12 protein-coding genes are annotated in these 11,827 nt (G+C 62.0%); 4 read left to right on the forward strand and 8 right to left on the reverse strand.

Annotated features, from left to right (window positions below; genetic code table 11):
- Positions 1 to 36: 36 nt before the first annotated feature.
- The 6 genes from ACPW74_RS19800 to ACPW74_RS19825 are packed head-to-tail and all read right to left on the reverse strand — an operon-like array spanning position 37 to position 4,867.
- Positions 37 to 1,215 (reverse strand): hypothetical protein, encoded by a 1,179-nt coding sequence (locus ACPW74_RS19800; RefSeq protein ID WP_279982217.1) that lies wholly within the window; start codon positions 1,213 to 1,215, stop codon positions 37 to 39.
- A 2-nt stretch (positions 1,216 to 1,217) separates the two neighbouring features.
- Complete coding sequence (locus tag ACPW74_RS19805; protein WP_103858085.1) at positions 1,218 to 1,880, reverse strand: energy transducer TonB; 663 nt, start codon at positions 1,878 to 1,880, stop codon at positions 1,218 to 1,220.
- Positions 1,877 to 2,278, reverse strand: a complete 402-nt coding sequence (locus ACPW74_RS19810) for an ExbD/TolR family protein (RefSeq protein ID WP_010672232.1) — start codon at positions 2,276 to 2,278, stop codon at positions 1,877 to 1,879. Before ACPW74_RS19810 ends, ACPW74_RS19805 begins: the two co-directional genes overlap by 4 nt.
- A complete protein-coding gene (locus ACPW74_RS19815) occupies positions 2,275 to 2,805 on the reverse strand; it encodes a MotA/TolQ/ExbB proton channel family protein (protein WP_010672233.1) in 531 nt (176 codons plus the stop codon). The genes ACPW74_RS19810 and ACPW74_RS19815 overlap by 4 nt, the downstream gene beginning before the upstream one ends.
- The gene (locus ACPW74_RS19820; protein ID WP_275873062.1) at positions 2,802 to 4,109 is read right to left on the reverse strand and encodes a MotA/TolQ/ExbB proton channel family protein; all 1,308 of its coding nucleotides are present in this window, start codon (positions 4,107 to 4,109) and stop codon (positions 2,802 to 2,804) included. Before ACPW74_RS19820 ends, ACPW74_RS19815 begins: the two co-directional genes overlap by 4 nt.
- Positions 4,106 to 4,867: a DUF3450 domain-containing protein gene (locus ACPW74_RS19825; protein WP_279982221.1), complete on the reverse strand. Its 762-nt coding sequence runs from the start codon at positions 4,865 to 4,867 to the stop codon at positions 4,106 to 4,108. Before ACPW74_RS19825 ends, ACPW74_RS19820 begins: the two co-directional genes overlap by 4 nt.
- 211 nt (positions 4,868 to 5,078) lie before the next feature.
- Here ACPW74_RS19825 and ACPW74_RS19830 point away from each other — a divergent pair, with 211 nt between their 5' ends.
- Entirely contained in the window at positions 5,079 to 5,855 is a 777-nt protein-coding gene (locus tag ACPW74_RS19830) for a LuxR family transcriptional regulator (protein ID WP_010672236.1), read from the forward strand.
- A gap of 60 nt (positions 5,856 to 5,915) precedes the next feature.
- On the opposite strand, the gene glmS is transcribed toward ACPW74_RS19830, so the two are convergent.
- Together glmS and ACPW74_RS19840 are read right to left on the reverse strand one after the other, a co-directional pair.
- Positions 5,916 to 7,748: a glutamine--fructose-6-phosphate transaminase (isomerizing) gene (gene glmS, locus ACPW74_RS19835; protein ID WP_124244473.1), complete on the reverse strand. Its 1,833-nt coding sequence runs from the start codon at positions 7,746 to 7,748 to the stop codon at positions 5,916 to 5,918.
- 55 nt (positions 7,749 to 7,803) lie between these two features.
- A complete protein-coding gene (locus ACPW74_RS19840; RefSeq protein WP_010672253.1) occupies positions 7,804 to 8,577 on the reverse strand; it encodes a DeoR/GlpR family DNA-binding transcription regulator in 774 nt (257 codons plus the stop codon).
- Between the two features lie 122 nt (positions 8,578 to 8,699).
- On the opposite strand from ACPW74_RS19840, the gene blrA reads away from it, so the two are divergent.
- The 3 genes from blrA to blaOXA all read left to right on the forward strand — a co-directional run bounded on the left by blrA (position 8,700) and on the right by blaOXA (position 11,724).
- A complete protein-coding gene (blrA, locus tag ACPW74_RS19845) occupies positions 8,700 to 9,374 on the forward strand; it encodes a beta-lactam response regulator transcription factor BlrA (protein ID WP_279982223.1) in 675 nt (224 codons plus the stop codon).
- A 34-nt stretch (positions 9,375 to 9,408) separates the two neighbouring features.
- Complete coding sequence (blrB, locus tag ACPW74_RS19850) at positions 9,409 to 10,830, forward strand: beta-lactam sensor histidine kinase BlrB (RefSeq protein WP_103858086.1); 1,422 nt, start codon at positions 9,409 to 9,411, stop codon at positions 10,828 to 10,830.
- A 99-nt stretch (positions 10,831 to 10,929) separates the two neighbouring features.
- Positions 10,930 to 11,724: a class D beta-lactamase gene (gene blaOXA / locus ACPW74_RS19855; protein WP_103858081.1), complete on the forward strand. Its 795-nt coding sequence runs from the start codon at positions 10,930 to 10,932 to the stop codon at positions 11,722 to 11,724.
- The last annotated feature ends 103 nt before the right edge of the window (positions 11,725 to 11,827 follow it).

An 11,827-nucleotide genomic window follows, 5' to 3' on the forward strand; every position in this document is an offset into this window, starting at 1 on the left:
AGGCTAAACCCCATGAAATGAGAGTTTACCCCAGTTTCATGCCGCTTTTTTGTTCATACCGTCAGTCTGGGCCTGAATGTAGTTGACCCAGCTGGTCGCCCTGTCTTGCCAGTTGTTCTGCTGTTGCAGCTCGCGAGCCAACACCAGCGCCTGAGCATATTGTTCTTTATTGAGGTGTGCCTGCACCAGCAGGGCCTTGGCTCTGTTGCCCTGCTCTCCCTTCACTGACTTGATGGCCGCGAGCTGGGTCATGGCGGCATCCGTCTTGCCCTGTTGCAGCAGCAGTTCGGCGGCACGCATGGCGGCCTTGGGGTGAGCATGTTCCCGGGCAAGCAGCTGCCAGCTGTCCACAGCCTTCGGCCACTCACGTGCCCCTTCCCACAACTGGGCCAGCAATTGGCGATTCTCGGCGCTCTGCTTCATCTGTCCCTTGGCCATGGCAGACTCCAGCAGACGCGCACCGCGATAGGGCAGCCCCTGCCAGGCATACAGGCGGATCAGCTGGTTGCGGGCGGCGGCATCATCCATCAGTTGACGGTCGATGGCGGTTTGCAGCAGTGCAAGCGCTCGATCACCACGCTTGTCGGAGAGATTGAGCGACACCGCCTGCTGCCACCACTTGCTCTCTTTCGGCTCGCGGCGGATCAACTCTTCGGCCTGATCCGCAGCCACGCCGTAACGCTGCAAGGCAGTGAGGGCGGAGAGGCGGATGATGGCTGCCTGCTTCTGCCAGCTTTTCTTCAACAGTTGTTCACTCTGGCTGGCTGCCTCGCCGTACTGCTTGTTGTGGTAATAGAGGCCAGCCAAGCGCAGACGCAAGGCATCGTCAGCCTTGATGGCCAATGCGGCCTTGTAGCTGGCGATGGCGCCGGACCAGTTGGATTGCTGGGCCTGGATATCCCCTCGCAGACGCAACAACTGAAGTCGTTGCTGCTCTGGCCACTCTTTATAGGCAAGAGCCTGCTCCACGTAGCGACTCGCCTGTGCGGTCTGCTGCAGGTTGGCGGCCAGAGAGGCTTGTAACTGCGCCAGCCAGGCGTGCTCAGCCTCGGAACCGGGTTTGAGCACAGCCGCCTTGTTCTGGGCCTGTTGCCACTTGCCGGATTGATAGAGCTTCATCACGGGCTCCAGCTGGCGGGAGAAATGAGGGCTCACCTCCATCGCCAGACAGGCTTGGCTGACCAGGGCCAGCAGACAGATCCAGATCCGCAACATGGTTATGACTCCAATTTGAATTTGAGCGTGATGACTTGCACCAGTTTGTCGGTGGCGCCCGGCCTCGGCTGATAGCGCCACTTGTTGATCGCCTGAATGGCCGCTCGCTCGAACTGACGCTTCGGCTTCGCCTCGACCACCTCCACATCCTGTACCCGGCCGTCTGCATCGACGCTGAAACGCAAGGTCACGGACCCCTCGATGCCGGCCTGCTGGGCCCGGTAGGGATAAACAGGCTCAACCCGTTGCAGCGGCATCAGCATGTCGCCGGCACCGATCCCGGTACCCTGCTGCTGACCATGGAAATTGCCGCTCGCGACCGGAGTGGGACTGGTCGCCACGCCAGGGGCAGAGACCTGTACCGCGCTCAGGGTCGAGACCAGATCCAGGCTCGGCTGTACCGAAGGCAACGGGGCCGCCGCCGGCATGGGCAGCGGTGTCGAAGCCAGCGCGGCAGGCGGCTCCGGCAAGGGTTCCGGCTCCTGGGGTACCGGCCGTTCACGCACCTGTACCTCGGTCACCTCGTTCTGCATGTTGATGACGATGGATTTCTGCTCTGTGATCGCCTTCTCCCCTCCGGGCGGCTCCACCAGGGTGGCCATGAACAACAGGATGCCCAGACTGAGGGCGATCCCCAGTCCCAGGCTCATCAACTTGTGTTTCATTTCGGTGCCACCGCCACGGCGATGTTGGCGATGCCTGCCGCCTTGGCTTCATCCATCACCCGCACCACCTTGCCGTGGGGTACCCGCTCGTCGGCCTGGATAACCAGGCTTGCCTCGGGCTGCTCCGCCAACAGTCGGGCGAGGGTGGCCTGCACCCGCTCCACATCCACCTGTTTGCGGTCGAGGAAGATCTGCCCCTGAGCGCCGATCGCCAGCATGATGCTGGACGATTTCTGCGCCTTGGCCTGGCTGGCCTGGGGTCTGTGTACCTCAAGCCCGGCTTCGCGCACGAAGGAGGTGGTCACGATGAAGAAGATCAGCATGATGAAGACGATATCCAGCATGGGGGTCATGTCGATCTGCACTTCATCGCGCTGGCGTTTGGATTGCCGTCTCATTGCATTACCTTCTCTTCTCGCAGGCCGTCCCGGGTCTTGGCCAGCGCACGCTTGGCCTGACTCTCGAGCCGGCTAAGTAACAACACGCCGGAGAGGGCCACCACCATGCCTGCCATGGTGGGGATGGTGGCGCGTGAGATCCCGCCCGCCATGCTCTCCGGGTTAAAGCGGTTGGCCGCAGCCAGCGCATCGAATACGCCTATCATGCCGGTCACTGTACCCAGCAACCCCAGCATGGGGCAGAGCACCACCAGGGTGCGGATGAAGATCAGATGACGGTTGAGCGCCAGCTCCACTTCTGCCAGCCAGCGCCCGCGAATCGCGCGAGCGTGCCAGCTGTGACGCTCGCGACGCGCCTGCCAGCGGCCCAGCAGCTCACGCTGCAACGGTGCAAACCCCAGGTTGAGGTAGAGCAGCCGCTCGATCATCAGAATCCACATCAGCACCAGCAAGGCCAGAATGACCCAGAGCACCGGGCCGCCACGGCCCATGAAGCTCTGCAACTGCTGCCAGATGTCGAGCATCATGCTACCCGCTCCACCCTGTCACCATTGCTTTCGGCCCGCTCGGCCAGGATCCCGGCCACCTGCTGTTCCAGCACGTTGGAGAGCTCGGTGAAACGGGACTGCAGCAGGCTGTGGGCCAGGATCAGCGGAATGGCCGCTACCAGACCCTGCACCGTGGTGACCAAGGCCATGGAGATGCCGCCCGCCATGATCTTGGGATCGCCGGTACCGAACTGGGTGATGGCCTGGAAGGTGCCGATCATACCGGTCACTGTCCCGAGCAGACCCAGCATGGGGGCGATGGCCGCGATCACCTTGACCATGCCGATGCCGCGCTCCAGGCGAGGGGTCTCCTGCAGGATCGCCTCATCCAGACGCAGTTCGAGGGTCTCCATGCTCAGTTCTGGATGCTTGTCAGCCACCGTCAGCACCCGGCCGAGGGCGTTGTCGGCATGATATTCACCGCTCTTGAGCTGGCGACGAACCCGACCCAGTTCGCGAGAGAGGCTCCACAGCCGTACTCCAGCGATCCCCAGGCCGATAGCGGCCAGCAGCACGATGATGGCGCCGACCTGGCCGCCCTGCTGGACTTGCTGCCAGAAGGTGGGCGCCTGGGCCAGCATATCGAGCAGAACACCGTGGGAGGGATCCAGCGGCAACGCTTCTCCCTCCTGACCCTGATAAGCGGCCACAGCGGAAAGCACGCTGCCTGGCAGGCCCAGCACCGGACTCAGGCCTTCGGCCTCCGGTTGCAAGAAACCAGCATCGCCCAGCAGGGCGAAGCTGCCGATCCGGGTCAACGTCTGCTCGCTGGCAACGCCCTGGGCATCAAGCACCTTGCCGTTGAACTGGGCAACCCGGCCCGATTCGCGGATCTCCTGTAGCAAGGTGGCTGGCAGCAGGGCAAGGGCGGCGCGATCAGGCACCTGTTTATCCTGTGCCATGGTTTTCAGCGGGGCGAGGCGATCAGGATACTGGCCCTCGACGGCGGATTCGCTCAGCAGCTTGACCGCATCGCTTGCCCCCTGACGGGTGACCGCAAAGATGTCGTTCATGTCGCCGGAGGCTTGCTCCCACTGGGTATTGAGCTCCACCAGCTGCTTTTCATTGGCCGCGAACTGGCTGGCCAGCTCCTTGCTCAGGCGCTGGGCCTCGGCCAGCTTGGCACGGGCACTGCTCAGCTCCCTGGAGACAGACGCCAGATCCTGCTGAGCCTTCTGCTCACGGGCCTGTTCCTGCTGCTGCCAGGCTTCCTCGGCCACGGCGGCTGTGGTGCCCAGAGAGAGGGCGAGGGCAAGGGGTAACCACTTCATGGTGACGCTCATGACTGGGCCTCCTGACCACGGCTGACGGAAAGGGGGACATTTAACAACTGGGGAACTTTCTTGTCGGCAGCCATTTCCAACGCCTCGGCGATGGGGGAGAGCCACTGGCCGTCGAGGGCTTGCCACTGCTTGTGCTCGGCAGACCAGCGCCACGCCTGGGAGCGATCGGCGGTCATCGCCAGCAGGGAGACCCGGCCCAGTGCCAACACGTCGACCCGGCGCGGTGCGCCATCCAGCACCAGCTCGGCGGAATAATGGTCCAGCCTGCTGCCGTATTCGGCTTCAATCTGATAGGCCTGCAATAGCTGGCGGAACTTCTCCGCCTCGCTCACATCGGCTCTTGCCAGCGTCGCTTTCAAGGCAGCAACCCGCGCCAGACGATCCTCCCTGCGCAGCGGGATGTCATCCTGTACCAGCTGTTCCAGATCGGTTTGCATCTGCAGCATCAGGGGGACAAGCCCCTGTCTGGTCTCCTGTACCGCCTCCAACTGCTGGTTCAGCTTGCCCAGCTCGTTTTGCTGATCGGCCACCAGAGACTGCATATAGCGGTTGTAGGCTTCCAGATCCCGCAGTTGCAGTTGGGCATTTTGCAGCTCAATCCTGGCGGCGACGGCGCCATCGGCGGCTTTCTCCACACGCAGCTGGGAGGCTTTCCCGTCGGCGATACTGTTCTTCAATGCTGGCGCAACCACCTCGTCGGCGGACACGACGCAATGAACGGCCATGGGTAACAAGGCCAGACCCCAAAACTTGTTCATGATATAAATCTTAACAATGATAACTATTCTCATTGTCTCAAAGAGTAGGGTCACTGGCAATCAGATGATTTTCTTGGCCTCTGGCCGAAAAAACAGGATACTTTTTAGACAAGTACGGGAATAACTGGCGTTGGTAGTCGCAACACCATTTTAAATAACTAAAAAATGTCTTTTCGATCAGCAAGATAAGTGATCGAAAAAGGAGACTTACATGTTTAACGATGCGATCTGGGAACACATAGATCGGTTCACCAAGGCGAAGAAGACCAGCGAGATCCAGCAACAACTGGAGCGCTTCAGTCATCAGATGGGGTTTGATTACTTCCGTTTGCTGATTATTTTCCCCATCAGCATGCAGAAATCCCATGTGGCCTTGTTCAACAACTGCCCCACCAGCTGGTTTGATGCCTATTCGGAACGGCACTACCTGACCCAGGATCCGGTCGTCTTCCTGGGACTGAAGCAGACCCAGCCCATCTTCTGGAACAAGCTCGATTGCGATGCCCCCTGGTTGCCCAGCGCCAGCAGGGAGGTGATGAACCTCGCCGCCGACTTCGGGGTGAGGAACGGCGTCTCCTTCCCGCTGCACACACCTCAGGGGGAACACGGCATCCTCTCTTTCATCAGCAAGGAGAAGTCCAATTCCGATCTGATGTTTGAAAACGTTCCCCTGCTGTCATTCTGTGCCAGCTACATCTTCAACTCGGCCCTGACCCTCATCAAGGCCAGACCAGACCTGATGAAATACCTGGCCGAGCTGTCGGATCGGGAGAAGGAGTGCCTTTTCTGGGCCAGCGAGGGCAAAACCTCCTGGGAGATCGCCACCATCCTCGGCATCAGCGAGCGAACCGTGAACTTCCACCTCAATCAGGTCACCAACAAGACGGACTCGCGCAACCGCAACCAGGCGATCGCCAAGAGCATCTCCAGCGGCATCATTGTGCCTTCCCTGGACGACGTCACCATCACCAACCTGCGGCTGTCGTAGCCTGTTTTGCCAAAACAAAAAGAGCCGCAATGCGGCTCTTTTTTCATTTCCGGCGACGGCTTATTCCACAGTCACGGATTTGGCCAGGTTGCGCGGTTGATCCACGTCGGTGCCCTTGATGAGGGCGACATGGTAGGAGAGCAGCTGCAACGGCACGGTATAGACGATCGGCGCAATCATCTCTTCCACGTGGTTCAGGCTCATCACCCGCATGGTCTCGTCGCTCTTGAAGCCGGCGTCCGCATCGGCGAACACATAGAGGATACCGCCACGGGCGCGCACCTCTTCCACGTTGGACTTGAGCTTCTCCAGCAGATCGTTGTTCGGCGCCACGACGATGATGGGCATCTCGGCATCGATCAGCGCCAGCGGGCCATGTTTCAACTCACCGGCGGCATAGGCCTCGGCGTGGATGTAGGAGATCTCCTTGAGTTTGAGCGCCCCTTCCATGGCGATGGGGTACTGGCTGCCACGACCGAGGAACAGGCTGTGGTGCTTGTCGGCAAACTCTTCGGCCAGAGTCTCGATCTGCTTGGCCAGGGCCAGGCTCTCCTTGATACGCACAGGCAGGGCTTGCAGCGCCTTGACCAGTTCGGCCTCGGCGGCGGCGCTCAGGTTGCCACGGCAGTGACCGACGGAGGCCACCAGCATCAGCAGGCCAGCCAGCTGGGTGGTGAACGCCTTGGTGGACGCCACCCCGATCTCGGCACCAGCACGGGTCATGAAGGCCAGGTCGGATTCGCGCACCAGGGAGGAGCCCGGTACGTTGCAGATGGCCAGGGAGCTCATGTAACCGGACTCCTTGGCCAACCGCAGGGCGGCCAGGGTATCGGCGGTTTCTCCGCTCTGGGAAAGAGTCACCAGCAGGCTGTTGGGGCGCACCACCGACTTGCGGTAGCGGAACTCGGAGGCGATCTCCACGTCGCAGGAGACGCCGGCGATCTCTTCAAACCAGTAGCGGGCCACCATGCCGGAGTTGTAGGAGGTGCCGCAGGCGACGATCTGGACGTGCTCAACCTTGTCGAAAATGGCGCGGGCGCCGTTGCCGAAGGACTCGACCACCACGTGATCACTGCCCAGGCGGCCTTCCAGGGTGTTGGTGATGGCCTTGGGCTGCTCGTAGATCTCCTTGAGCATGTAGTGTCGGTATTCGCCCTTGTCACCGGCATCGTGGGAGAGCTCGGACTCCAGCTCCTCGCGCATCACGGCCTCGCCGTGGGTATCGAAGATGTGCACGTCGCGGCGGGTCACTTCGGCTACGTCACCCTCTTCCAGGAAGATGAAGCGGCGGGTCACCGGCAGCAGGGCCATCTGGTCGGAAGCGATGAAGTTCTCGCCGATGCCGCGGCCGATCACCAGGGGGGAGCCGGAGCGGGCCACCACCACACGGCTGTCGTCACGGCTGTCCATGACCACGGTGCCGTAGGCGCCGCGCAGTTGCTTCACCGCTACCTGCATGGCCGCCAGCAGGCTGGGGGCGGATTTCAGCTCGTGGTGCACCAGGTGGGCGATCACTTCGGTGTCAGTGTCGGAGCTGAAGACATAGCCCAGCGCCTTCAACTCTTCCCGCAGCTCTTCGTGGTTCTCGATGATGCCGTTGTGCACCACCACGATATGCTCGGAGACGTGGGGGTGAGCATTGCGCTCGGACGGCTCGCCATGGGTAGCCCAGCGGGTGTGGGCAATGCCGGTACCACCGTGGACGGACTGCTCCTCCAGTGCCTTGGCCAGCTCGGCCACCTTGCCGAGGCGACGCACCCGCTGCAACGGCTGGTTGGCGCTGAACACGGCGACACCGGCCGAATCGTAGCCACGGTATTCCAGACGGCGCAGGCCCTCTACCAGGATTTCAGCCACATCACGTTGGGCGACGGCCCCGACGATGCCACACATAGACTTCTCCTTGAAACGTAAGACGTTAATTCGGTTGGATAATGGTTTGTTCAGGTCACACGGCCACGGGGGCGCAAATCAGCGTGATCCCCCTGGCCTGAATCTGTTCTCTGGCCGCATTGCTCAGCCCCTCGTCGGTCACCAGGGTATGGATGCCGGACCAGGGCAGCTCGAGATTGGGGATTTTTCGGCCGATCTTCTCCGACTCCACCATGACGATGACTTCCCGCGACACCTCGGCCATGACCCGGGAGAGGCCCACCAGCTCGTTGAAGGTGGTGGTGCCCCGCTCCGGGTCGATGCCATCGGCACCGATGAAGAGCTGGTCGAAGTCATAGGAGCGCAGCACCTGCTCCGCCACCTGCCCCTGGAAGGATTCGGAATGGGGATCCCAGGTCCCACCAGTCATCAGCAGGGTGGGCTCGTTTTCCAGCTCGCGCAGGGCACCGGCCACATTGAGGGAGTTGGTCATGACGATGAGGCCGCGCTTGTTGCCCAGCATGGGGATCATGGCGCTGGTGGTGCTGCCGCTGTCGATGATGACGCGGTTGTGATCGCGGATCCGCTCGGCGGCGGCGCGGGCAATGGCCAGCTTTCGATTCGAAACTTGTTCCGGGTTGCTGTCCACCACCATCTCGCTGGGGAGGGGAACGGCACCACCGTAGCGACGCAGCAACAGGCCACCGGTCTCCAGCACCGCCAGATCTTTGCGGATGGTCACCTCGGAAGTGGCGAAGTGTTTGGCCAGGGCATCGACGCTGACTTCCCCCTGCTCCTGCACCAGACTCACTATGGTGTGACGGCGCTGCTGTGTGTTGCGTTTGGTCATTTATAAGTTTCGATTCGAAAGAATGGCGAAATATTAATGCCTTTTCGGGAAAAATCAATCGGCAAATAGGATCCGATTTGGTTCGATGCCAGAATGAGGAACCGATTTGCGACGAGGACGCCATGCAAAAACGACTCATCTGGCTGGTGGAAGATGAAGCCAGCATTGCCGATACCCTGATCTATGCCCTGCAGACCGATGGTTTCGAGGTGGAGTGGTTCCCCCTCGGTCAGCCGTTGCTGGCGCGACTGGAACAGACGCGACCGGATTTTTTGATCCTGGATGTGGGGCTGCCGGACATCAGCGGCTTCGAACTGTGCAAGCGGGTGCGGGCACTGACCGATATTCCCCTGATGTTTCTCACCGCCCGCAGCGAGGAGATAGACAGGCTGATCGGGCTGGAGATAGGGGCAGACGACTATGTGGCCAAACCTTTCTCGCCCCGTGAGGTGTGCGCCCGGGTGCGGGTCATCCTGCGCCGCAGTCAGCCCGCCCCCTCCCAGCCGATACAGCCACTCGCCCTGGACGAGGAGCGGGCACGAATCTGCTTCCTGGGCCAGCCCCTGTCGCTCACCCGCTATGAGTACCTGCTGCTCAAGACCCTGATGCAGGCGCCGGGTCGGGTCTACTCCCGCCAGCAGCTGATGGACCTGGTGTGGCAGGATGCGGAAGAGAGTCTGGATCGCACCGTCGACACCCATATCAAGACCCTGCGGGCCAAGCTGCGGGAGCGGGATCCTGACGCCAACCTGATCCTGACCCACCGCGGGCTGGGCTACAGTCTGGAGCTGGCATGAACTCAGGGTGGCCGGGCATCGGCAGGGGGATGAGATGAGAATCGGATTGCAACTGCTGTGCGGCCTGGTGCTGATCTTCGCCCTGGCCGCCTGGTTCGTGCTGGAGATCTTCGTCGAGGAGATCAAGCCCGGGGTACGCAGCGCCACCGAAGATACCCTGGTGGACATGGCGCAGATGCTGGCCCCCCTGGCCCTGGACGACATGCAGGAAGGAAAGATGGCGAATGGCCGGCTGGCCAGCGCCTTCGCCCGCCTCAACCAGAGTCCCATCAATGCCCTCATCGATGGCCACCTCAAGCAGCAGGCGGAGTACCGCATCTATGTGACCGACGCAAAAGGCAGGGTGGTCTACGACTCGGACGGGGTGGATCTGGGCAAGGACTACTCGCGCTGGAACGACGTCTACCTGACCCTGCGTGGCGAATATGGCGCCCGCAGCACCCGCACCGATCCCGACGATGCTGCCAGCTCGACCATGTATGTGGCAGCTCCGCTGCGGGAAGGGGTCGAGATCATCGGCTCCCTCACCGTCGCCAAGCCCAACAGCACCCTGCAGCCCATGATAGAGCGCAGCGAACACCAGTTGCTGAAAGGGGCGGCCCTGCTGCTGTTCATCTCGCTGCTCATCGGCGCCTTGCTGGTGTGGTGGCTCAACCGCGCCATCGGCAAGCTGGTGCACTATGCGGATGCAATCAGCCAGGGTCAGCCCGCCAGCCTGCCGCGCCTCTACAGCCCCGAACTGGACAGGCTAGGCCACTCCCTGGAGACCATGCGCCGCCAACTGGACGGCAAGGCCTATATCGAGGCCTATGTCCACAGCCTGACCCACGAGCTCAAAAGCCCGCTGGCGGCCATTCGCGGGGCGGGGGAGATCCTGGCCGAGGCGCCGCCGCCGGACATCGCAAAGCGCTTCATCGGCAACATCAATCTGGAGACGGCCCGCATGCAGCAGCTGATCGAACGCATGCTGCAACTCGCCCGCCTCGAATCAGGGCAGGGGCTGGACAGACAATCCGTTGAGCCGGCCCGGCTGGGCAGACGGGTGCTCGATGCCCGCCAGATCCAGGCCCAGCGCCGCCAGATCGCCCTGCACGCCGAGCTGGGGGAAGGTCAGAAGCAGAAGTGGGATCCCCTGCTGGTGGAGCAGGCCCTTGGCAACCTGCTGGACAACGCCCTCGATTTCGCCCCCGCCGGCAGTACCCTGGTGCTGAGCGGCGCCATGGAGGAGGGGGGTTATTGCTTCCGGGTGCGGGATCAGGGGCCAGGCATTCCCGACTTTGCGCTGCCCAGGATTTTCGAGCGTTTCTACTCCCTGCCAAGGCCAGACAAGGGCAAGAGCAGCGGCCTCGGGCTCAGTTTTGCCATGGAGGTGGCACGCCAGCACGGCGGCCATCTTGCCCTTGCCAATCAGCCGGACGGGGGGGTGCTGGCCACACTCTGGCTGCCCGGCAACTGAGGACACTTCACACCAAGCACACAGAGCCGGGCTAAGCTGCACCTCCTCGATGACGACCTTCCCCGTCGATGCGCATTCGTATTAATCAAGGAGATAGATATGCCCCGTATGCTGTTGTCCGGTCTGCTTGCCGCCGGCCTCTTCTGTGCACTGCCTGCCAGCGCCGCTTCTGGCTGCATGCTGTTTGCCGATGGAACCGGCAAACCCGTCAGCACCCAGGGGGACTGTGCCGCCCAGTTGACCCCGGCCTCCACCTTCAAGATCCCGCTGGCACTGATGGGCTATGACAGCGGCTTCCTGGTGGATGAACAACTGCCGGCCCTGCCGTTCAAGGCCGGTGATCCTGATTTCCTGCCGGAGTGGAAACAGACCACCACCCCGAGCAGCTGGATGCAATTCTCGGTCATCTGGTACTCGCAGCGCCTCACCGAGTGGCTGGGAGAAGCTCGCTTCCAGCACTACGTGGACAGCTTCGACTACGGCAACCGGGATCTCGAAGGCAACCCGGGCAAGCACGACGGTCTGACCCAGGCCTGGCTCAGCACCAGCCTCGCCATCAGCCCCCAGGAGCAAGCCCGCTTCCTTGGCAAGATGGTGAGCGGCAAGCTGCCGGTCTCCGCCCAGACCCTGCGTCATACCGCCAACCTGATGCGTCAGCCCGACATCGACGGTTGGCAGATCCACGGCAAGACCGGCATGGGCTACCCCAAGCTGCTGGATGGCAGCCTGGACAGGGAGCAGCAGATCGGCTGGTTCGTCGGCTGGGCCAGCAAACAGGACAAGACGCTCATCTTCGTCCACACCGTTATCCAGAAGCCGGGCAAGCAGTTCGCTTCCCTCAGGGCCAGGGAGGAGGTGTTCGCCTCCCTGCCGGCCCGGTTGAAGACACTCTGATGCCAGCAACACCGGCGCCTGGCGCCGGTTTTTTTATCCCCCTTCACCACCACTTCACACTGCCCCATCCTCCCTTCACGCGACCCCGGCACACTCCCGTTCA

Source organism: Aeromonas sp. INTO2 (assembly GCF_049860605.1).
GTDB lineage: Bacteria > Pseudomonadota > Gammaproteobacteria > Enterobacterales > Aeromonadaceae > Aeromonas > Aeromonas caviae.

Bases quoted from the DNA above. Each gene is read 5' to 3' on its own strand.
- ACPW74_RS19800 (WP_279982217.1), bottom strand. From the start codon at position 1,215: ATGTTGCGGATCTGGATCTGTCTGCTGGCCCTGGTCAGCCAAGCCTGT.
- ACPW74_RS19805 (WP_103858085.1), bottom strand. From the start codon at position 1,880: ATGAAACACAAGTTGATGAGCCTGGGACTGGGGATCGCCCTCAGTCTG.
- ACPW74_RS19810 (WP_010672232.1), bottom strand. From the start codon at position 2,278: ATGAGACGGCAATCCAAACGCCAGCGCGATGAAGTGCAGATCGACATG.
- ACPW74_RS19815 (WP_010672233.1), bottom strand. From the start codon at position 2,805: ATGATGCTCGACATCTGGCAGCAGTTGCAGAGCTTCATGGGCCGTGGC.
- ACPW74_RS19820 (WP_275873062.1), bottom strand. From the start codon at position 4,109: ATGAGCGTCACCATGAAGTGGTTACCCCTTGCCCTCGCCCTCTCTCTG.
- ACPW74_RS19825 (WP_279982221.1), bottom strand. From the start codon at position 4,867: ATGAACAAGTTTTGGGGTCTGGCCTTGTTACCCATGGCCGTTCATTGC.
- ACPW74_RS19830 (WP_010672236.1), top strand. From the start codon at position 5,079: ATGTTTAACGATGCGATCTGGGAACACATAGATCGGTTCACCAAGGCG.
- glmS (WP_124244473.1), bottom strand. From the start codon at position 7,748: ATGTGTGGCATCGTCGGGGCCGTCGCCCAACGTGATGTGGCTGAAATC.
- ACPW74_RS19840 (WP_010672253.1), bottom strand. From the start codon at position 8,577: ATGACCAAACGCAACACACAGCAGCGCCGTCACACCATAGTGAGTCTG.
- blrA (WP_279982223.1), top strand. From the start codon at position 8,700: ATGCAAAAACGACTCATCTGGCTGGTGGAAGATGAAGCCAGCATTGCC.
- blrB (WP_103858086.1), top strand. From the start codon at position 9,409: ATGAGAATCGGATTGCAACTGCTGTGCGGCCTGGTGCTGATCTTCGCC.
- blaOXA (WP_103858081.1), top strand. From the start codon at position 10,930: ATGCCCCGTATGCTGTTGTCCGGTCTGCTTGCCGCCGGCCTCTTCTGT.